Below are 20,515 nucleotides of genomic sequence, written 5' to 3'. Positions count from 1 at the left end.
TATGGGATATCCTAGCATTAAAATTCCTTGCATATTTTCACACGGAGAAACACCTGTCCCAAACGAAACTGTCACACGTCTACGCTGGCGAAAGCGTCGTCGACGACTTCGGGCGTCGGCGCATTCAGGTACGGCTCAATTGCGGCGAACGAGTCCCACCCACCGACTTGCATCACCACGCGAGGATTCATGTTCTCGTCGACGAGCAACCGCTGTGCGAACCGTCGCCGGAGGTCGTGACTCGACACGTGCTCAAAATCTCCGTCGCCGGTCTGGTCGGCAGCGGCCTCGGAAGTCCGCTTCACCGCAGCTCGAACACCGCGCTCGGATAGCTCGACGAACGCGTCCTTCGGAGCGATATTCTCGGCGTTCTGAAACTGTTGGAGGTCGCGCTCGACGTGTGCGGGCAGGTAGGCATCGCGTGGCTTCCCACCGTTCCCTGTGGTGTCTTTGCCTCGTGGTACGCGAAGCCGGTACTGACCGCTCTCGGTCGTTTTGATGTGCTGGGGCTCGACCTGGGGGACCTCGAAGGCGCGAAGACCCACGTAGGCACCCAACTGAATGATAACGTCGTCCCGGTAGCTCGCAGCGGCTCGCCGAAGGTCGTCTATCTCGCTGTCGGTCAGCCAGACTTTGTATTCTCCAGTGGTATTTGTCGCTTCCAATCGCATGTAGCTTTGTTATTTTTCCGCCGTATTATATCTAATGTCGAACACGATAACCTGCATTCAGACACCCAATAGGCACAAACACAAGCTGAGTTCCGGGGTGCTGTTTCCGACTTCTAAAACAAGTCGGCACCGACAAAGAGCGCACAATCATAAGCCCAGAACCACCCGCTTCCGCATCCGAGTAGGGGCAATAACTGACGAATACCCGCGCAGTCTGCGGAATTGAAACGCCGTTACCACTAAGTAGTACAACCAAGTAATATCAATTATCACGCTCGCTATGAATCGCGGCGTGACAACAACCTCAAATCGAATTATGAACGCAATCGGCGACAAGACACTACAGGTACTGTTTCAAATCATCGCGGGAATCGGCGCGCTCAATTGGCTCTCCTTGGAGTTCTTCGACACGGACCTACTCGTCGACACAATCGGACTCACCGGAGACACCTACACGGCCGTAATCGCGGTTATCGGTGTGGCCGGCGCGCTCGCAGTCTACAACGCATCGGCGTGGTTCACAGACGGGGATGAATGACGTATGTCTGAGTTTGAGCTCGACTTAGAGACATTCGTCATCTTCCCCATTTTCGCGCTCGGAACGAGCGTTTCCCTCGGGCTCATCGAGGCAGCGTCAATTCCGGTCGTAGACCTGGGCGAGACGTTGCTCTCGACCGGAAACATCGACTGGACTATCGGGCGCGTGATGTCCGTGCTGGCGCTCGCGGCAGTTGTCATCAATCGTGACGAGCCCCTCGACTTCGACGCCTGGGGCATCATCGAAGCCTGGACAGTATACGTCACTATCGGGCTCATCGTTGCCCCGCCGTTCTTCCCGGCGTTAGAGTCGACACTCGCGTCGACGCCCGCGGCGCTCGCGGCGTTCATCGTCCAGGGCATCGGCTTCTCGCTGGTTACCTACATCAACTGAACTATGACACGAACACAATACAAGCTGGGCCTCCTGGTCGCTGCGGCCGTCGCTCTCGCGGCGGTCGTGATGACCGGCGGGGTCGCGGCCTCGACCGACGCGAAAACTCCCGGTCTGAACGCCACGCAGAACGACTCCGTGCTGGTCGACGTGGAGTTCAACAGCACCGAGACAGTCACCGCGACGGTGAACCTCACCGAAGGGGGCACGACAGTCAACAGCACGACTCTCTCATTCGACCCGGTGGAGTTTGCAGACGGCCAGGGCATCAAGACCGCCGAGTTCGAGCTGTCGCAGAACTACACGGCGCTGAATGCCAGCGTCGATGCATCACCCGCATCGGGATTCGCTCAGATGTGGGTCTCCGTCGAAGACGATAGCGGCTTCCTGGGTGGTGGCGGCGTGGTTGCTGGCGCATCCCAAGAGCAACTTCTCGGCTTCGGCGCGGTCGTCGTGGTGCTGGTAGCGGCCTACAACCGAGACGTTTTCTAAGCGTCTAAAAACCCGTTTTTCAGGACTATGAGAAAATCCAACGCACAAGAACACAACACAAGAATAGACCTCCAATCAGTGAAACGGCGAACGTTCATGAAGGCGGGCGGAACCGCAATCGGCGCGGCGGCGGTCGCCGCGGCCTCGACCGGCTCGGGCGCGGCACAGACCGCGACGGCAACCCCCACGCCTACCCCCGGCGACGGCGGGGGGGACGGCATCGGGGAGAAAGTGGCCGACGCGGTATTCATGTCACCAGCCGCACAGATTGGGTCATCGCTCTATTCATGGGCTTTCGGGGATGACGACAGCAAAGCGGAAGAAGCCGCAAAGCAGACGGTTCTCGAAGCTCAGCATATCTCGACTCATCGGATGTTTAAGGAGCGCAGACGAGCTAATCAGCGTTTTCTGAACAACGAACAGGAGGTTATCGACCTGCTCAAGTCAACTGCATTCGATGAGGCGACGGCAAAGGCCGTCGAGAAAATGGACCAGGGAGCGACGCTCTCAGATGTTGAGAGTGCCGCACTCGCTAAAGTCGACGAGATGTTTGCCAATCCGCAAAAAGACATGCTGGACGCATGGGGCGCAACGTCTCGAAGCTTCCAAGCCACCGCTTCTAATATTTCGTCCAAACTCTCAACTGGGGATGTTGTCTCCTGGTTCGCTATCGACCCGGCGGGACCCAAGGAGTTCGAGGCTGGATTCTCGGTCACGACGCAAAAATTCTCCACGCAATTAGTTGATGGGTCGGAATACAGCTTTGACTCGTTCGTGCTTGACTATTCTGATGGGACTCATGCGCTTCCGTTCCCAACCGACTCGGATATTTCGAGTGTTGGGACACAGTGGAGTCTTGTCCCTGCTGTCTCGAATCCGTCCAAATTGGACAATATCTCGAACCGGAGTGATTCGACTATGAAGGTCCCCTCAAATCATGACTATGCCCTGCCCGTGGAGAATGATGAATATGAGTTTATTCTGCACTGGGCGTACTGGCAACAGTCTTGGAAATACATCAAAACAGCCCACAGCGATGTCCGAACCCAGGTTTCGACGTGGGTGAGCGAGACCTATGACAGTTGGCAGAGTGGCGACACGACTGTCTCGGACCTCTGGACTCCTGCCCGGATGCGCTCGAATCTTGCCGATAGCGAGAAAACGCCGATGGCGGTTGCGGACCTTATCGGCCTCGGGATTCCGACCGACGTGAACCGGCTCTATACCGTGCAAACGAGTTGGCCGGATGAACCGATAACGTGGAGTCTCAGGGGAGTCGTGGCGCTCACGTCGGCCCCCTCGACCGCGCTCGAATCCGGGCAGACTTATTCGACCGATAGCTCGGGCGTCGGAACCGCGTTTCTCTCCCATCGCCCGGCCGAGGCCGTCGGGACGCTCGACCCCTCGGCACACTCCCCGAGTCTTGATGGCGGCATCTTCGAGATGGTCAAGAAGCCCGTGTCCAAGCTCGTCTATAGCGTCAAGACGAACAAGGGCGAAACGGCGACGTTCACGCCCGCCGACCTCTCGGAAGTCGATGGGTCGCAAAAGTGGACGATTGATTTATCCGGCCAACTCGAAAACCCAATCGCCGACGTTGCGGGGGTGAAAACATATTTCCAAGACGGCGCTTTCGACACCTGGACACAGGTTTCGCTGCCGTCGTCGTTCACAATCGAGAAAATCGAGAACTCGGCGGGCGAGGAAATCCAGAAGGCGGAGTTTACCGACGTTGCACCCCCTGAGCGAAACGATTCGTGGACGACTGCCGAAGAATATCAGCAGTGGTCCAAGCAACAGCAACAATTCTATCAGGACCTCGTGGACCGCATGGAAGACCTCGAAGACGACGGCGGCGACGGTGTGTTTGGCGGCCTCAACTTCGGCCCGGACTTCCCGACCTTGCCGGGACTCGGAGCTATCGAATCGCTGGTTGTGGCAGGACTCGCGCTGTTCGGAATCGGCCAACTCAGGAGCTAAACATGCCCTCTAACTATTCCATTCACAGACTGGTAGCGTGGGCTTTCGTCGGCTTTGTGTTTGTGCTGTTTGTGTCGATATCGCTCGTCGCAGGGGCAAGCGCGCAGGCCGCGGCGAACCAGACGGCCGACTCTCCCGACGCGGAGATAGCCGAGCAACTGGGCGACCTCGTGATTCACTCCTACGAGTACGTCGACGGTGACGAGGGACCCGGCAGGTTCACTATCAATATGACCTGGGAAGGGAGAGCGCCCGAGCAGGTGACGCTGACCGAGATGCTTGAACTCGACTCGGGCGGCTCGACTCAGATTAGCTTTCAACAGCAACGACTCACGCCCGGCGAACGAACGGAAGTGACGATGAACGCCGAGGTGCGCTCTGGCGGGACGGCCGCAATCCTCGTTTCGACGGCATCGAGCGTCGAGGAGGGCGAGGCGGTCGTCCTTCAAGACGGCGACCCGACCGAGCGGCCGAGTATCAAATTCCGGTCGGTTATCATGGCTATTGGCCTCTCGTCGGTGCTGACCGGCGCGGGGGCGTTTATCGTCGTCCTGCGAAGAAAACACACTGAAAATCGAACCAAGGAGCGGATAGCATGACCGACTCGAACGACAGTTACGACGACCTCGAACGCCGCGCGATGGAAAAGCTCGATGCGGTGCAACGAGTGGCCGACGAGAACAGCCAAATCATCATCGGGACACTGGCGGTGGTGGTGGTGCTGTCGCTGTCGGGCATCATCAACCCCGGCGTTCCTGCGTGGTGGCCGCTCATCCCGTGGATGGTCGGCGCGGCCGCTGTCACCGCGGCCGGGGCTGGAATCTATATCTGGAAACTCGTACCCGAGCCCGAGGGCATCCTGTTGGTGTCGCTTCGCGGCGACAAGCCCGGCGGCGAGATATGGGAACTCTCAGAAGACGAGTTCGAGGATATGAGCTACGAGGGCGAACTCTACCAGTGGGACAACTCGGCGCGGCGCGTCTACGAGGTGCGGCGATACTATCCCGACCAAAACCGCGCAGTGGGCAACTGGCGCGAGGGCGAGCCCGCGAGCGAGATACTCGACAAACACACGCCTGCCGGAGCTATGGAGGCGGTGGCGGAACTCAGGGAGGTGTACGAACCCGAGGCGGCGAAAGCCCGGAGACTCCAACGCCGGATTCGTGGTATCATCCGGCGACTGGACCGCGAGCGGACCGAGGCGCGGGCTCGCCAGCTTGACGAGGCAACCGGCCTGGATAGTATCGACGCGACGAGCATCTCGGATGTGCTCGAAGACGAGTTGCCCGACGACCTGCACCCGCATGCGGGTGGGGGGTTAGACGATGTGGACGAGTCGACCAACGGGCACCGAGATAACGCGCAGTGGGAGTTCCAACAGGACGAGTACGACGCGCTGCTCGATGACGACGAGCCGACTCCGAGGGGGCTGTGACCATGAGCAAGAACAACGCTTACGCCGCGGCTGAACTGGCGTCGGCACTGCGCGACGAGCCCGGCGACCATGTCCGGCCGTGGGCGGGACTCATCGACGACCGGGAGACGCTCGAACTCCTGAACTATCTCGACATGGTGACCGAGCGCGACCTCGAAGACACCCGACTCGGAAACGAGATAATCGACAACGTGGCAACGTCGACGGTAGACGAGGCGGTCCGGTCTGGAAACGTCTCACAGATGAAAGCGGCGACGGGGCTCACGAACCAGTCCGAGAAGAAAGAGCGCTTTTTCGTCGAGATTGCCGACCGACTCACGCACGAGGGCGCGGTCGGGCTCGTCTTCGGCTCTCCGGGCTCTGGTAAGACGAGCCTCGTTCTCGACACGGCGAACGTCTGGCGCGCGGTCACGGGCGGGAAAGTGATTGCGAACGTCGACTGGGAAGGCGCAGACGCGCAGTTCTACTCAGACGACGAGATGCTCGAAACGATGGCCTCCTATCAGGGACCGGTGCTGGCTGTCCTCGACGAAGTGGCACAAGAGCTTAGCGGGTTCGGCACCGGCTCGAAGAAAGCCGAAGCGTTCTCTGACTCGTTGCTGTTCATCCGGAAACGGCAGGAAGAACACGGCGAGTACGCGAAACGCGGCTCGGTCCTGAGCGTGGCTCACACGCGAACGAAGACGGCCAAGGAGATACGCCGGGTTGCCTCGTTCGCCGTCGAGAAGCCCGACAAAACGAGGCCCGACCGCGCCCGCATTCTCGAAAGTGAGGGCGGCAAAGACGAGTGGCAGGAACTCTCGACCTACCAAGGAATCACCGATACGGCCGAGACATACGACGAGTATCAGGCTTCCGAGTTCGAGGTTTCCGAAGAGTACGACGAGGACGACGAAGGCGGTGATTCAGCCAGCGACAAGCAGGAGGCGATTCAGCGGGCGCTCGACCTGCATCTCAACGAGGGATTCACGCAGGAACAGGCGGGGAAGGCTGTTGGCTACTCGGCTGGCTGGGTCTCAGACAAGGTCCAGAAGTTCCGCAACGAGGAGTTAGAGCTGAATCTGGAGGTGAGCGAAAGTGAGTGAAGGCAAGCCGACGCCGTCGTTCATTCATTCAGCGGCCCCCGTGCAAATACATTTTAATACGTGCGTGAGCGGGGTTCGTGAACTGATTCTGCGAAGGGTCCCCGGATGGGGAAAACCGGGCTGGACAAAACGGAAATGGCTCCGGCGCTGGTCGCTCGCCGTCTGGCGAATCTACACAAAACACAACACAAAACGGTGAACCTATGCTGAAAAAATACGGCGCAATTGCGGCGGTCGTCCTGGTCGCACTGGCGTGGCTCGACGTCGAGACGGGCGTGCAGGCACTCGACCAACTCATCCGCGCGGTCCCGATAGAGTGGCTCAGGGGGGTGGCTGGCGTGTGAGCGACGAGACGCGACGCTCGCCCGGCTTCTACGGCGCTCGGGTAGAGTCGTGGGTTCTGGACCACTACGGTCTTGAACGGAACTACGACGAGATACACGGCGCTCGCATGGATGCAGAGGTGCCTGAGAACGGACAGCCCGTCGAAATCAAAGCCGTGGCCTCGAACCGGCGTGGTGGCCGTGCTGACGAGACGCGCTTCAAAGTCTGGCGGGACCAACACGCGGCGCTCCAGAAGGCGGGAGGCTACTACGTGTTCGTGGTCTACCGACGGTAGTGTTTAGTTTGGAGCATTGTACCAGCGAGCGAAGCTCTGTAACCAAGTTTCAGCTGTCTCCGGTTCGACGTGACTGAAACAGTTTGAAAACGAGGAGGTTCGGCGTTTTACCTCTCTGAATATACGTTCGACAGCATTCCGATTTCCGTGGCGTTCGGTCTGAAATCGGAGGCCTGCTCGGTGGAGTGCAGCTTGGAGGTGGTTCGCGCCATCGACGAGAAAGACGGCGTCTTCGACATCGTGTTTTTGCCGAAGTTCTCTGAGAAAGATTTCTGTGAGAGCGGTTGTTGTCGTTGAAAACAGCCGGAGATGGAGTAATTCGTTCGATTGTGGATCAGCAGCGGCGTACAGCCAGTACTGCTGGTCGTCGATTTGAATCACTGTTTCGTCAACCGCGACCTGATTCGGAGCTTTGCCGCTGGTGGGCTGTAGATCGGCTTTGTGTACCCAATCATGGACGGCTTTTCGTGACCGTTGGACACCCAACCTTTCAAGAATAGAGATGGTATTCGAAAGTGATAGTCCTGCCACGTGCATCTGAATACCGAGCTTCATCGCGTGCTCGGGTGTCCGTTCTCGCTCCACAAAATCCAAATCAATCCAGTCACTATTCCCACTGAGGCGGGCGATTTCTGGCATAGATCACCACAAAATTCTCCCGCCTCACTTTTCACGCTTAACTAAACACGACCCTACCGACTCCAGGCCGACGGCATCCGAGTCACGCACTCGCGGAGCGTCCGCGCCAGCTCGCTCTCGATAGAGTGGTACGGTGATACCCAACCGCGCGGGCAAGAACAGGCCGAGATTCCTGCTAGAGGATTAATCCACTCAACAGAGAATTGAGGATATAGACGTTCTCTCTTCAAATTAGGTGTAGTATTTCGCCGGTACCGAAATATTTCTAGTATCGTACACTGTATTAGAAGATATGTCTGGGGCGCTCCGACAACAAAACAACCAAGGAGAAACAGATTTTCCAACAAAACGTGTGTTTATGCGAGCAGAACACGGTGATTCTCTACTAATTATAGAAAAAATCAATACTTTTCAAGATATGGATATTCCAGAGAGAGTGTCTGTAGTGCAACGGGACTTGACCTATTATGGACCAAAGTTGAGAGTTGAAGAGACGAGTGAAAACAAGCAGTATATAATAACGGCACCCGGCCCAGAAAGCCAAGCAATGATGTGGAAATATTGTGGCCAAGATACACAAAAGATTGCAGAAGCTACGCTAAAATTTGAAGAAACGGCACCTCAATATGATATTTGTCCTCACTGCAACGAGCCCCTGTCGACAGTCGCGCACCGACGCCGATCTGTAGTAGGTGCGTGTGAATAATTCCTTAACTGAGCGTATCTGCCAGTTCGAGCACCCTCTCAATATCAGAGTCCTGCGTCAGGGGACTTGAGGTTAATTCTGCGAATATCTCGCTTGGACTAACCCCTCCAGTGGAATCAAGATACAGACTGATCAATTCAGTATTAATGAGTTTCTCAAACCGATATCGCTCGTTCGAGTTTGTACGGACACGGGTCCTCACTCGCCGAACAGGGATATCTGTCCCTGGTGGAAGAAATGAATGTAGGTCACTCACAGGGACTTCTATAAATGAAACCGTGTCAGCATCGAACAATCTCAACTCTATTTCTCCCTGTTCAGCCTCTTTAGCAAGGTCCTCAAGTACCGACTCGGGTAGATTTGGGGCAATATGATTGTCACCTACAATATCATACCCGAGTGTGTAGGCATACACCGTATCTGGTGTCCTGTGAGAACCGGATAGAGTGCGGCCGAAATGGGCATTCACTGCGTAAATTAAACTACTTTCGAGAACGTCATAATTTTCCAACATTTGCATCATCGGGTTTGAAACATTATCAATCTGTGATTGGGCCATTGGTGACCTCCGACTGAAATCGACACAGAAAGCCCGAAGATTTTCTTCCAGATAGAGAGAGACCAATGCGTTAGTGCAGTCTTCACTAATTGGCGGGATAACGCCCATAACTGGTTTGTTTATTTTCAGGTCCGTACATGCTTTCAGAAAGGTCCTTGTGTTGTCAATGATTGAGGATACGTGCGCTGTTGTACGGTCGTCGCCGTCGTCGGCAGCATCAACAAGCGGAGTCATCAGTGGGACAGTAATTATATCCCCATAGTTTGTTTGGAGTTTGACCAACTCAGCCGCATTTGCCTCGGTCAAATGTGCGGTATCATCATATTCGAAGAATGGGACAACTAATTCATCATCGTCGGCACTATCAGCCTGGGATTTGAACCCCTTCGCTAAACCATCCCATCCTGTTCGTGAGTTTTTTAGGGCAGTTGCATTGCCTTTTCTATAGATTTCAGCTACCCCTCGCGCAAGCGGGGAGACTTTCTCAGACGCTCGTAGCTTTCCAACCTGGAGAGCTTTTGCCGGGGTGCTGTAATTTCTTGACGCGACCTCTACAGTCTTGTGAGCTGATAGAGTTTCACTATCAACTTCAACGGTTTCAATGTTCATATGTTATTTACACCTTCTGCTAATGGATGACAAGGACCCCGGTTGGTGAGACGCGAGAGCCCTGTTAGGACATCCAAATCACAGTATGTTGGAAGGGGTATTAAGCCTTGCCCTCACTCAGGTCCCAAGATTGTATAACGAAAATTACTAGTCTAGTATGTATAAATGCCAATCCTGTAATACAGGGCCTAAAACACAACTTTGGGCTATCCTGTATTACAGGCAGATCTGGCACAACACAATAGTATCCATTCAATTCCTAATGCACCACAGTAATTCGATTATTCTTATATATACCCTACACACGGATACAGACAAAAATAGACACCACTATTCTCGAAAGAAGTAGAATTCTCTATCGGCGTAATGCTTGTCCTGGTTTAAAAATAACCAGGACTCTCGCGCCTCACCAAATTAATGAACTACCCATGTAGACTTAAATCTAACCAAATTAATCTGACATTCCATATTCATTTTTACACTCTCAGGGTCTGCCACGACTAACAAACTACCTTTCGGAGAATTATCGGTTAGAACGGCAGCAGTGGCGATTCAATTGGCGCTGAGGTCTTTGCTGTTAAGAACTCGCGTCCATGTGAGTTTCGCCACCGTCCGGCGGCCGTTGTCGTACCAACTCCCGTCGAGAAAGTCGCCGACAGTCGCAGCGGGAACGACCAACTGCGAGAGAATCGGTGTCTCTGGCCGGGGCGCGTAGACGGTCAGCCAGTAGACGCCGCCCTCTGTGGCGAGCTGGTCGTGGCTCTCGCGCTTGATGTACCACCGGCCGGGAACGGTCCCGGACCCGTTGCTCGTCTCGGGGATGCACCCTTTGATTTCGACTGGTGTGTTACTCTCCACAACACAAATCCCACCGAACGGCCGGTCGAGCGTCGGCGACATGGCCGCGGTCGTTAGGGCGTCCCAGGCGTGGTTCTCGCGGTCGCTCACCGAGTCGAGCGCGGGCTCGGCGTTGATGACCGCGGCCTCGACAGACTGGCCTGTTCGCTTCGGATGCATCGGGTTGGACTGAATCACTGTGAGTCACCCCCGCATGCGGGTGGGGGTCTGAGCAGTCAGCCCCCAACTGGAGTGACCGATTATTCCTGACTCTCACGAAAGAAAGACCGTAAGAGCGAATAGCTCTCTGTGTCGAGTCGACACTATGCCCTCTGATTCGTCCCCTAACCACGGTAAGGCATCGATACTGATTATCGGCGGCTGTACACTCATTGGATGGTGGGTTACTATTATCCAATCGGGAGGGGGAGAAATGCTGATAACGGGGGTCTGGACCGGACTGGCGTTCGCTACAGTCTACCTGCTCGCCGTCATCGCTAACAGTCTCGACCAACTTGCCACGAGCCACTGACCGCTCAGTACCGTCTTCAGACATGGTTCTCGCCCTCCGTCTCCGTTCTCGACACAGCATGCGTTTCATCTCCGAACGCGCCGAAACGAGGCCGCGTCTCGTGAATCTCGGCCACGGAGCGTGCGAGCCGCTTATTATTCTCCGGAGGGAGATCCGACGCGCGCTTTTTGCGTTCAATAGACCAGCCGCAGACGCACTCCCATCGATAAGTGTCGTCTCCAGACTGACCGCTCATGCTGTAGCCTCCTGTGGTGGCTCTGCGTAGTCTTCGCTATCGGTCATCGGCCGGACACCGACCCATACAGTGGACAGACCCCAGCCGACCGTCACGTATCCGCGCTTTTCCAGCGGCTTGATGAGTTTGTCGACGACGTTGTCTTTCGGGAGTTCTGTCGAGTACAGCAGATTCTTCGCGTCCTCCATCCGCATCTTCGGCCGGGACCGATGGTCGGCGTAAACCTCCTCGTGGAGTGTCTGGTAGGCGGCCGCCAGCTCGTCGTTATCCGGCAGGTCGACCGCTCGACCACTGAGGTTCGTCTTTTGCCGTACTTCCTCCTCGACCAGCTCCCGAAGCTTTTCACTCCGGCTCTTGCCTTCGCGGTCGGCAATCTCGTCGAATTTCTCCATCGCGTCGGAGCTACAGCCAAACGAGTAGCGTTTGTCGGGATTCCAGTCCATCGTCATCTTACCGACCCCCCTGTTTGCATATCGTGAATACGCCGTGAATACGCAGACGGCGCAACGAGACGGTATTCGTATGCACACCCTGGGTGTGTTCGTGCGAAGGTCTCGCGCCGGCGGGCGTCCCCGCGTGTGATGATACGAAGTACTCGAAATCAGCACCCGCATGCGGGTGGGGGGTTGGGCGGGTCATCGGTGCCCCCCGTCGGTGACGGCCACACCGTCCTCGACCTTCTGTCTCGCCCGCGATAGCAGATTGCCGACTGTTCCCGGCGCGCGACTCGTCTTCCGGGCGTACTCTCGGACACCGGTTTCGCCGAGGTCACAGGTCAGGTAGGCGTCGAGCTCGGCGCTGGTGAGCCCGTCGAGATGGTCCTCTCGCACGTCGTGGCGCTCGTCGCCAAAGCGCAGCCAGCACGGTGGCATCTCGTGCTCACGGCCGGTCTGTCGGTGGGTGACTTGAATACGACCACGCACCCACTGCCACCACAGCGAAGCGACGTGAGCGCACCACTGGCGGTGGTGATACCCGGCACAGCCACAGTCGGCGCGAAGCCGTGCCCCGTCGAGCACAAACACAACTCGGTGGGGCTTGCTCGACTCCTCCAGGTAGACCATGCGCTCGGCGTCGTTGATAGGGCCGCCCTGGTCGCTCTCGGTCTGGGCGCGTTTCCAGCTCTCGGTGTACTCGAAGCCGTCGGGAAATCGGAGCGTCGGCGGTTCGCCGATTCGCTCGTCGACGGGTCCGGTGTCTGCGGACCACTCGATTGTGCTCACGCGGACCACCTCCTAAAGCGGCCGCTAAGTGTCAGAGAACCCTGGAAAAAGCGTATATACGTAGTGCGCTGGCCGAGATTTGAACTCGGGTTAGGACCGTGGCAGGGTCCTGTGATACCACTACACCACCAGCGCGCTGCATCCTATCGTACTGGGGTAGATAATAAAAACGTTCCGGATGATGTGCGTGCATCGGTCACAACATTCGAAGAAATGTTACGGAGACGAACAGACTGACTGAAAGGTGACCGAACAGTTAACAGTGGGCCACCCCTGAGGCTGGTACATCGCTGCGAATGAGCAATGACCAGATTGACGTCGAGTATCTTCGCGAGCATCGTGACCGGGTCGAACGACCGCTCTATACGCTATTCCAGAAATACGGCCACGGCAGCAGGCGGTGGTTCGTGCTGGGTATCTTCGCATCGATTGGGGCTCGATTCGCCTCGCTCGTCCCGCCGGTCTTGCTGGGGGTCGCTATCGACGCCATCTTCCGGGAGGAACAGGACTTCGATTTGCCGCTGATACCCCGAGAGTGGCTGCCCACCGAGACCCCCGAGCAGTTCTGGTTCGTCGTCGGGCTCATGGGTGTGGCGATGATCGGACGGGCCTTTCTGAACTTCGTCCGGATGTCCTCGCTCAATCTCTTCTCCCACCGCGTGAAACACGAGGTACGGACAGCGACCTACCAGCAGATGCAACGCCTCGATATGGAGTTTTTCAACGAGGTTCAGACCGGCGAGCTGATGTCGATTCTCTCGAACGATACCAACCGCCTCGAACAGTTCCTCGATGACATGTTCGGCCAGGCCATCCAGCTGAGCGTGCTCATCGTCGGCATCACCGTCGTGTTGTTCTGGTTCAACTGGCAGCTTGCGATGGTTACCCTCGTTGTCGTCCCGATTGCTGCTGTGTTCACCTACTGGTTCATGCGGTTCGTGGAGGAACGGTACTCCGACGTGCGCGAATCTGTCGGCGACCTCAACAGCAGACTGGAGAACAACATCAACGGCATCCAGGTCATCAAGGCCTCGAACACCGAGTCGTACGAGGACGATCGCGTCGAGGACCACTCCTACCGGTATTTCCGACTCGACTGGCTCGCGCTCCGCCTGAACTTCATCTACCGGCCCGGTCTCCAGGCGCTCACGTCGCTCGCGTTCATCGCTACCTTTGTCGTCGGTGGCATCTGGATTCTCGACGGGCCACCGGGCCCGCTCTCGGGTGAGCTGACCGAGGGGACGCTGGTCATCTTCCTGTTGCTCACCCAGCGGCTGGTCGACCCACTCGCACAGATGAGCAACATCATCGACCGCTACGAGGACGCCAACGCCTCGCTCAAGCGCATCCTCGGCGTGATGAATCTCCCGGTCAACATCGAAGACAGCCCAGACGCCGAGCCCCTCGACGCCGTGGAAGGGACCGTCGAGTTCGACGACGTAACCTTCGCCTACGACGAGGAGCCCGTGCTCGAAGATATCGACTTCGAGGTCCAGCCCGGCGAGACGGTCGGACTGGTCGGGCCGACCGGAGCCGGCAAAACGACAATTGTCAAGCTCCTCTTGCGCCTGTACGATACGACGGCGGGCGCGGTCCGGGTTGACGGCCACGACGTGCGCGATGTCACGCTGTCGAGTCTACGCACTTCGATGGGTTATGTCGGGCAGGACAACTTCCTGTTCGACGGCAGCGTCGCCGAGAACATCAAATACGGCGCCTTCGATGCCACTCGCGAAGAGGTCGTCGAGGCCGCCAGACGAGCACAGGCTCACGAGTTCATCGAGAACATGCCAGAAGGGTACGACACCGAGGTCGGCGAACGCGGCGTGAAACTCTCGGGTGGCCAGCGACAGCGCGTCGCCATCGCCCGCACCATCCTCCAGCATCCCGAAATCCTGGTCTTCGACGAGGCCACCTCCGCGGTCGATACGGAGACTGAGATGCTCATCCAGCGCTCTATCGACGACCTCGCGGCAGACCGGACGACGTTTATCATCGCCCACCGGCTCTCGACGGTTCGTGACGCCGACAGGATATTCGTCATCGAGAACGGCGAGATAGTCGAGCGGGGCACCCACGACGACCTGCTGGCCGAAGACGGTCTCTACGCGAACCTCTGGCGTATCCAGGCCGGCGAAATCGGGGACCTTCCTGAGGGCTTTGTCGAGCGCGCGAGCAAACGCGTCGCCCAGCAGGGACTGGACTTCGATTGATGCCGTAACCGCGGCGAAGAGACGCTTATTCCGGCATGTGAACGCATCCCAGCACGAACCCAAAGCGGACTCTTTTTAAGTGTGTGTGAGAGACTAATCGCTACAGTCTAGTGGCGCGACGTGGAAGCGTTACGGCATGACCGTCAGCGTGCTCGTGCCGTCGTCGCTCGCCAGGGAAGCAACCGACAAACGCGAGGCAACTCGCAAGCTCGGCTACGTGGCCCGCGCGGCCACGGTCTTCCGGGTGGACCGTCTCACGGTCTACCCGGACCCCGGCGGGCAACGACATCACGACGACGGGTTCGTCGAAACCGTGCTTCGGTACGCCGCGACGCCCCCGCACCTCCGAAAGGAGGTCTGGGGGACGCGGGACGAACTAGAGTACGCGGGCGTCCTGCCGCCGCTCCGCGTGGCGACACAGACCGGCTCCGGATCCGAGGGTTCGGGGTCGTTAAGACAGGGAATCGTGACCGAGGTCGGAGCTGATGGGCGCGTGCGGGTCAATTGCGGACTGCAACACCCGGTCTCCCTGCCCGTTCCAGACGGTATGGAACTGGGCGAGGGGGAGCGCGTCTCCGTCAGGGTCTCTTCGCGAGAGCCGGTCCGGGCAAAGCTCGTCGACGAGCCACAACCAGGCTACGTCGTCGACACCGCGGACCTGGATACCGCAGTTACCCGTGCCGACGCAGGGTTCACTATCGCCTCATCGAGGCACGGTGACCGCTTGCGTCCACACCAACTCGACGAGTTGGCGGCCGACACCAGCGAGCGGGCATACACGGTCGCATTCGGCGCGCCCGAGCGTGGCCTGCCGGAGGTGCTGGACATACCGCCCGAGGCGGCCGGCGAAGACGACCACGACGAGACCGGACGGTTTGACCTCTGGCTCAATACGGTTCCAAATCAGGGCAGCGATGTGGTGCGAACCGAAGAAGCACTGTTCGCAACGCTCGCTTGCCTGAACCTCATGGAGTGAACGCACATGCCACAACCAGAACGACCACGCAAAGGCTCGTTGGGCTTCGGCCCGCGCGGGCGAGCGGCCAGCGAGACGCCGCGTTTCAACAGCTGGCCCGATGACGACGGCCAACCTGCACTGCAGGGTATCGCCGGCTACAAAGCCGGAATGAGCCACGTCGTCATGATTAACGACCAGCCCGAGTCTGCACGCGAGGGGATGGAAGAGACGGTGCCGGTAACCGTCATCGAGACGCCCCCGATGCAGGTCGTCGCCATTCGAGCCTACGAAGACACGCCGTACGGACAGCGACCGCTGACGGAGGTCTGGGCAGACGAGTTCGATCCCGAACTCGAACGCGCCCTTGACCTTCCCGACGAACACGACGCGGCCGCTGCGGAGGAACAGATTCAGGACGCACTCGATTCGGGCACCCTCGGCGAGGTTCGTGCAATTACGCACACAACGCCGAAGGCGCTCGACGGTGTGCCCAAGAAACGCCCCGACGTGATGGAAAACCGCATCGGCGGCGGCTCGCTCGCTGACCGCGTCGAGTACGGACTTGACCTCCTCGATGAGGGCGAGTACACCGTCAACGACGTGTTCCGCGCCGGCGAGTACGCCGATGTGGCGGCCGTCACGAAGGGCAAGGGCACGCAGGGCCCCGTCAAGCGATGGGGAGTCCAGAAGCGCAAAGGGAAACACAAACGCCAGGGCTGGCGTCGCCGTATCGGCAACCTCGGCCCCTGGAATCCCTCGCGCGTGCGGTCGACGGTGCCCCAGCTGGGTCAGACCGGCTACCACCAGCGGACCGAACTCAACAAGCGCCTCGTCGATATCGGCGACGGCGACGATTCGAGCGTCGACGGCGGCTTCGTCAACTACGGCGAAGTCGACGGCGAGTACACGCTCGTGAAGGGTTCGGTACCTGGTCCGGAGAAACGGCTGGTTCGGCTCCGTCCCGCGGTGCGTCCCAACGACCAACCGCGCCTCGACCCCGAGGTGCGCTACGTTTCGACAGCCTCGAACCAGGGATAAACTATGCAAGTACCAGTACACACACTCGACGGTGATACGGACGGGGAAATCGACCTCCCGGCCGTTTTCGACAGTGAGTTCCGACCGGACCTCATCCGGCGTGCGGTGCTTGCTGCACAGGCGAACCGCAAACAGGACTACGGCGCAGACGAGTACGCCGGTCTCCGAACACCGGCCGAATCGTTCGGCAGCGGGCGCGGCCAGGCCCACGTCCCCCGCGAAGGAGGACAGGCCCGGCGCGTCCCCCAGACGGTCGGGGGTCGCCCCGCACACCCGCCAAAGGCAGAGAAAGACCGCTCGTTCGACATGAACGACAAAGCCCGACGGAAGGCGATTCGGTCGGCCATCGCGGCCACGACCGACGCCGAAGTCGTGCGCGAGCGCGGTCACGAGTTCGACGACGATGTCGAGCTCCCGCTCGTCGTCAGCGACGAGTTCGAAGACCTCACGAAGACACAGGACGCAGCCGACACGCTCGAATCGCTCGGCATCGACGCCGACATCGAGCGCGCCGACAAGACGAAGATTCGCGCCGGTCAGGGCAAGACACGCGGTCGGAAATACACCCGGCCCAAGTCGATTCTGTTCGTCACAAGCGAGACAGAGTCACGCGCCGCCCGGAATCTCGCGGGAGCCGACGTGACGACGGCGACAGAACTCGACGCTGAGGACCTCGCGCCCGGCACCGACGCCGGACGGCTCACGGTCTGGACCGAGAGCGCAGTCGAGGAGGTGGCCGACCGATGATGGACGCGATACTCCATCCACACGTGACCGAGAAGTCCGTCGACAAGATGGACTTCGAGAACAAGATGGTGTTCATCTGTCAGTCCGACGCCGAGCAGGACGAAATCGTCGAGGAAGTCGAATCGCAGTTCGACGTCGAGACGGAGGGTATCAACACGATGGTAACGACAGATGGAACGAAAAAGGCAGAGATACAGCTGACTGACGACCACGACGCACAGGAGATTGCGTCGCGAATCGGGGTGTTCTAACGATGGGACGACGAATTCGCGGACAACGACGTGGACGTGGTACACCGACGTTCCGTGCCCCGTCACACAGGTACAAAGCAGAGCTCTCCCACCGGACCGTCGAGGACGACGACCTGGTTTCCGGGACGGTCGTAGACATCGAACACGACCCTGCACGGAGCGCACCGGTCGCCGCCGTCGAGTTCGACGACGGAGACCAGCGCCTCGTGCTCGCTCCCGAGGGAATCACGGTCGGCGACACCATTCAGGTGGGCGTCTCCGCGGCAATCGAGCCGGGGAACACGCTCCCGCTGGCGGAGATTCCGGAGGGCGTTCCGGTCTGTAACGTCGAGGCGAACCCGGGCGACGGCGGTCGATTCGCTCGTTCCTCGGGTGTCTACGCCACGCTGTTGACCCACGACCGCAACGCCGCGGTCGTCGAGCTGCCAAGCGGCGAGATGAAACAGCTTGCTCCCGACTGCCGGGCGACCATCGGGGTCGTCGCCGGTGGTGGCCGGACGGAGAAACCGATGGTCAAAGCAGGCAACAAACACCACAAGGCCAAGGCCCGCGGTATGGTCTGGCCGCGTGTCCGTGGTGTTGCGATGAACGCCGTCGACCACCCATTCGGTGGCGGCGGCCGACAGCACCCGGGCCGACCGAAAAGTGTCTCGCGGGACGCCCCGCCGGGACGGAAGGTCGGGGACATCTCCTCGCGCCGCACCGGCCGAGGTGGTGACACATGAGTTCTGACGAATACCAGATTGGCCACGAAGGTGAGTTTACCTACCGTGGTCACACGCTCGAGGAACTGCAGGAGATGGACGTTGACGAGGTAGCGGAACTGCTTCCCGCACGACAGCGGCGAACTATCGACCGCGGCCTGTCCTACGAGCACGAACAGCTGCTCGATGAGGCACGCGAGATTGGCGAGGAAGAAAGCGCCAACAACCCGATTCGGACCCACCTCCGGGATATGCCGATTCTCCCGGAGATGGTCGACGTGACCTTCGCGGTCCACAACGGGCAGAGCTTCGAGCGCGTCAAAGTCGAGCCGGAGATGCTCGGCCACTTCCTGGGCGAGTTCCAGTTGACGCGGACGAGCGTCGAGCACGGACAGGCCGGCATCGGAGCCACGCGCTCCTCGAAGTTCGTACCCTTGAAATAAACCATGGGAATCAGCTACTCAGTCGAGGCCGACCCGGACACGACGGCGAAAGCCATGCTCCGAGAGCGGCCCATCAGCATCAAGCACAGCAAGGCTATCGCCCGTGAGCTCAAGGGTATGACCGCCGGCGAGGCAGTCGAATTCCTCGAAGGCGTCGTCGACGGCGACGAGGTCGTACCCTTCCGCGAACACAACACGGGCGTCGGTCACCGCAAGAACATCGACGGCTGGGACGCCGGTCGCTTCCCGGAGAAGGCAGCGAACGCCTTCCTCGACCTTGTCAACAACGGGATTGCGAACGCCGACAACCAGGGATTCGACGGCGAGTCGATGGATATCATGCACGTCGCCCCCCACAAGGTGGGCGAAAGCGAGGGGCGCCAGCCCCGTGCACAGGGACGTGCCTCGCCCTGGAACACCCCCGAATGTGACGTGGAGCTCATCCTCGAAGAGGGAGGTGAGGAATAATGGCAGACGAACTCCAGTTCGTCGAAAACGGACTCCAGCGCACGCAGATCGACGAGTTCTTCCAGGACGAACTCGGCCGCGCAGGCTACGGCGGCATGGAAATCGCCAAGACGCCGATGGGCACCCAGATCGTGCTCAAGGCCGAAAAGCCCGGCATGGTCATCGGCAAGGGCGGAAAGAACATCCGCAAAATCACCAGCACGCTCGAAAACGAATTCGGTCTCGAAGACCCTCAGGTCGACGTTCAGGAGGTCGACGAGCCGGACCTCAACGCGCGCATCGTCGCCGACAAGCTGGCGAACGCGCTCGAACGCGGCTGGTATTTCCGCAAGGCCGGTCACACGACCATCGACCGCATCATGGAATCCGGCGCACTCGGCGCCGAAATCGTCCTCTCCGGAAAGGTCACGGGCGCACGCTCGCGCGTCGAGAAGTTCAACCGTGGCTACATCAAGCACAACGGTGAACCCGCAGAGGAAATCGTCGACCACGGCGTCGGCACCGCAGTGATGAAACTCGGCACCATCGGGGTACAGGTCAAAATCATCCCGCCGAACGCCGAGCTCCCCGACGACTTCGAGATTCACGACGATGTCGAAGTCGAAGACTACGTCGTCGAAGGCGACAGCGTCGACGACCTGCTCGCAGGCGAACCCGACGAGGAGGAGGCCGACGAGCCGGAACTCGGCGCGCCGCCGTCTGAGGACGAAGCGGGTGCCGACGAAGAGCCCGTCGAAGAAGAAGTCGTCGACGAGGAAGTCGTCGAGGAAGAAGCCGATTACGACGACCCCGAGGTTCCTGACGAGGACGACCTCGAAGACGAACTCGACGACCTCGACGCCGCTGTCGAAGACGAACTCGACGAAGAGACCGAGGAAGAAGCCGACGAGCTGATGGACGAGATGGAAGCAAGCGAGGAGGGTGACGACGAATGACGATACTCCACGCGGCTGAGATTCGAGACATGACTCCCGCCGAGCGGGAAGTCGAACTCGAGGAACTGGAGACGGAACTCCTCAACGCCGAGGCAGTGAAAGCGACCGGTGGAATGCCGGAGAACCCTGCCCGTATCAAGGAGCTCCGACGCACCATCGCGCGCATCAAGACCATCCAGAACGAAGAAGGCGACCTCGAATGACA

At 59.1% G+C, this 20,515-nt stretch carries 26 protein-coding genes and 1 tRNA gene; 20 read left to right on the top strand and 7 right to left on the bottom strand.

Annotation, left to right across the window (positions count from 1 at the left end; genetic code table 11):
• Positions 1-71: 71 nt before the first annotated feature.
• Positions 72-671 (bottom strand): site-specific integrase, encoded by a 600-nt coding sequence (locus BLR34_RS05960; RefSeq protein WP_092700581.1) that lies wholly within the window; start codon positions 669-671, stop codon positions 72-74.
• 292 nt (positions 672-963) lie between these two features.
• Here BLR34_RS05960 and BLR34_RS05955 point away from each other — a divergent pair, with 292 nt between their 5' ends.
• The 9 genes from BLR34_RS05955 (at position 964) to BLR34_RS05920 (ending at position 7,213) form a co-directional block, all read left to right on the top strand.
• Entirely contained in the window at positions 964-1,209 is a 246-nt protein-coding gene (locus tag BLR34_RS05955; protein ID WP_143414133.1) for a DUF378 domain-containing protein, read from the top strand.
• 3 nt (positions 1,210-1,212) lie between these two features.
• Entirely contained in the window at positions 1,213-1,602 is a 390-nt protein-coding gene (locus BLR34_RS05950; RefSeq protein ID WP_092700575.1) for a DUF8023 family protein, read from the top strand.
• A 3-nt stretch (positions 1,603-1,605) separates the two neighbouring features.
• Positions 1,606-2,094, top strand: coding sequence for a hypothetical protein (locus BLR34_RS05945; RefSeq protein ID WP_092700572.1), 489 nt, complete (start codon positions 1,606-1,608; stop codon positions 2,092-2,094).
• A 78-nt stretch (positions 2,095-2,172) separates the two neighbouring features.
• A complete protein-coding gene (locus BLR34_RS05940) occupies positions 2,173-4,074 on the top strand; it encodes an Env/VP5 family phage fusion protein (protein WP_143414132.1) in 1,902 nt (633 codons plus the stop codon).
• Positions 4,075-4,145: 71 nt separating this feature from the next.
• Positions 4,146-4,673: a DUF8063 family protein gene (locus tag BLR34_RS05935; protein ID WP_143414131.1), complete on the top strand. Its 528-nt coding sequence runs from the start codon at positions 4,146-4,148 to the stop codon at positions 4,671-4,673.
• Positions 4,670-5,509: a DUF8125 domain-containing protein gene (locus BLR34_RS05930; RefSeq protein ID WP_092700563.1), complete on the top strand. Its 840-nt coding sequence runs from the start codon at positions 4,670-4,672 to the stop codon at positions 5,507-5,509. Before BLR34_RS05935 ends, BLR34_RS05930 begins: the two co-directional genes overlap by 4 nt.
• A 2-nt stretch (positions 5,510-5,511) precedes the next feature.
• Positions 5,512-6,594 (top strand): P-loop NTPase family protein, encoded by a 1,083-nt coding sequence (locus tag BLR34_RS05925; RefSeq protein ID WP_092700560.1) that lies wholly within the window; start codon positions 5,512-5,514, stop codon positions 6,592-6,594.
• A 203-nt stretch (positions 6,595-6,797) separates the two neighbouring features.
• Complete coding sequence (locus tag BLR34_RS16890; RefSeq protein WP_176765243.1) at positions 6,798-6,938, top strand: hypothetical protein; 141 nt, start codon at positions 6,798-6,800, stop codon at positions 6,936-6,938.
• On the top strand, positions 6,935-7,213 hold the full coding sequence (locus tag BLR34_RS05920; protein WP_092700557.1) for a PD-(D/E)XK family putative nuclease: 279 nt from the start codon (positions 6,935-6,937) through the stop codon (positions 7,211-7,213). The genes BLR34_RS16890 and BLR34_RS05920 overlap by 4 nt, the downstream gene beginning before the upstream one ends.
• 3 nt (positions 7,214-7,216) lie before the next feature.
• Here the strand turns inward: BLR34_RS05920 and BLR34_RS05915 are convergent, their stop codons facing one another.
• Entirely contained in the window at positions 7,217-7,852 is a 636-nt protein-coding gene (locus BLR34_RS05915; RefSeq protein ID WP_092700554.1) for an IS6 family transposase, read from the bottom strand.
• A gap of 292 nt (positions 7,853-8,144) precedes the next feature.
• Here BLR34_RS05915 and BLR34_RS16610 point away from each other — a divergent pair, with 292 nt between their 5' ends.
• Positions 8,145-8,558, top strand: a complete 414-nt coding sequence (locus BLR34_RS16610) for a hypothetical protein (RefSeq protein WP_143414130.1) — start codon at positions 8,145-8,147, stop codon at positions 8,556-8,558.
• Between the two features lie 4 nt (positions 8,559-8,562).
• Here the strand turns inward: BLR34_RS16610 and BLR34_RS05910 are convergent, their stop codons facing one another.
• From BLR34_RS05910 to BLR34_RS05890, 5 genes are all read right to left on the bottom strand, one after another.
• Positions 8,563-9,726 (bottom strand): hypothetical protein, encoded by a 1,164-nt coding sequence (locus BLR34_RS05910; RefSeq protein WP_092700551.1) that lies wholly within the window; start codon positions 9,724-9,726, stop codon positions 8,563-8,565.
• Positions 9,727-10,278: 552 nt separating this feature from the next.
• Positions 10,279-10,761, bottom strand: coding sequence for a PD-(D/E)XK family putative nuclease (locus BLR34_RS05905; protein ID WP_143414129.1), 483 nt, complete (start codon positions 10,759-10,761; stop codon positions 10,279-10,281).
• 565 nt (positions 10,762-11,326) lie between these two features.
• The gene (locus BLR34_RS05900) at positions 11,327-11,779 is read right to left on the bottom strand and encodes a ribbon-helix-helix domain-containing protein (RefSeq protein ID WP_218120848.1); all 453 of its coding nucleotides are present in this window, start codon (positions 11,777-11,779) and stop codon (positions 11,327-11,329) included.
• A 186-nt stretch (positions 11,780-11,965) separates the two neighbouring features.
• On the bottom strand, positions 11,966-12,553 hold the full coding sequence (locus BLR34_RS16885) for an SWIM zinc finger family protein (RefSeq protein ID WP_245683181.1): 588 nt from the start codon (positions 12,551-12,553) through the stop codon (positions 11,966-11,968).
• Between the two features lie 64 nt (positions 12,554-12,617).
• Positions 12,618-12,688 (bottom strand) — tRNA-Gly (locus BLR34_RS05890).
• 161 nt (positions 12,689-12,849) lie between these two features.
• On the opposite strand from BLR34_RS05890, the gene BLR34_RS05885 reads away from it, so the two are divergent.
• The 10 genes from BLR34_RS05885 (at position 12,850) to rpmC (ending at position 20,513) form a co-directional block, all read left to right on the top strand.
• Positions 12,850-14,766 carry an ABC transporter ATP-binding protein gene (locus tag BLR34_RS05885; RefSeq protein WP_092700542.1) on the top strand — a complete coding sequence of 639 codons (1,917 nt, stop codon included), beginning with the start codon at positions 12,850-12,852 and terminating at the stop codon, positions 14,764-14,766.
• 136 nt (positions 14,767-14,902) lie between these two features.
• Positions 14,903-15,742, top strand: coding sequence for a putative RNA uridine N3 methyltransferase (locus tag BLR34_RS05880; protein WP_092700539.1), 840 nt, complete (start codon positions 14,903-14,905; stop codon positions 15,740-15,742).
• Positions 15,743-15,748: 6 nt separating this feature from the next.
• Positions 15,749-16,762, top strand: a complete 1,014-nt coding sequence (gene rpl3p / locus BLR34_RS05875) for a 50S ribosomal protein L3 (RefSeq protein WP_092700536.1) — start codon at positions 15,749-15,751, stop codon at positions 16,760-16,762.
• A gap of 3 nt (positions 16,763-16,765) precedes the next feature.
• Positions 16,766-17,509 (top strand): 50S ribosomal protein L4, encoded by a 744-nt coding sequence (gene rpl4p / locus BLR34_RS05870; protein ID WP_092700533.1) that lies wholly within the window; start codon positions 16,766-16,768, stop codon positions 17,507-17,509.
• The gene (locus tag BLR34_RS05865; protein ID WP_092700530.1) at positions 17,506-17,760 is read left to right on the top strand and encodes a 50S ribosomal protein L23; all 255 of its coding nucleotides are present in this window, start codon (positions 17,506-17,508) and stop codon (positions 17,758-17,760) included. The genes rpl4p and BLR34_RS05865 overlap by 4 nt, the downstream gene beginning before the upstream one ends.
• Positions 17,761-17,762: 2 nt before the next feature.
• Positions 17,763-18,485 carry a 50S ribosomal protein L2 gene (locus tag BLR34_RS05860; protein ID WP_092700528.1) on the top strand — a complete coding sequence of 241 codons (723 nt, stop codon included), beginning with the start codon at positions 17,763-17,765 and terminating at the stop codon, positions 18,483-18,485.
• Complete coding sequence (locus BLR34_RS05855; RefSeq protein ID WP_092700525.1) at positions 18,482-18,907, top strand: 30S ribosomal protein S19; 426 nt, start codon at positions 18,482-18,484, stop codon at positions 18,905-18,907. Before BLR34_RS05860 ends, BLR34_RS05855 begins: the two co-directional genes overlap by 4 nt.
• Positions 18,908-18,910: 3 nt before the next feature.
• Positions 18,911-19,375 carry a 50S ribosomal protein L22 gene (locus BLR34_RS05850; RefSeq protein WP_092700521.1) on the top strand — a complete coding sequence of 155 codons (465 nt, stop codon included), beginning with the start codon at positions 18,911-18,913 and terminating at the stop codon, positions 19,373-19,375.
• Positions 19,375-20,310, top strand: coding sequence for a 30S ribosomal protein S3 (locus BLR34_RS05845; RefSeq protein ID WP_092700518.1), 936 nt, complete (start codon positions 19,375-19,377; stop codon positions 20,308-20,310). The genes BLR34_RS05850 and BLR34_RS05845 overlap by 1 nt, the downstream gene beginning before the upstream one ends.
• The gene (rpmC, locus tag BLR34_RS05840) at positions 20,307-20,513 is read left to right on the top strand and encodes a 50S ribosomal protein L29 (RefSeq protein ID WP_092700515.1); all 207 of its coding nucleotides are present in this window, start codon (positions 20,307-20,309) and stop codon (positions 20,511-20,513) included. The genes BLR34_RS05845 and rpmC overlap by 4 nt, the downstream gene beginning before the upstream one ends.
• Positions 20,514-20,515 lie beyond the last annotated feature (2 nt).

It is taken from the genome of Halovenus aranensis, assembly GCF_900100385.1.
Lineage (GTDB): Archaea > Halobacteriota > Halobacteria > Halobacteriales > Haloarculaceae > Halovenus > Halovenus aranensis.
This window is presented reverse-complemented; position numbering and strand designations above follow the sequence as displayed.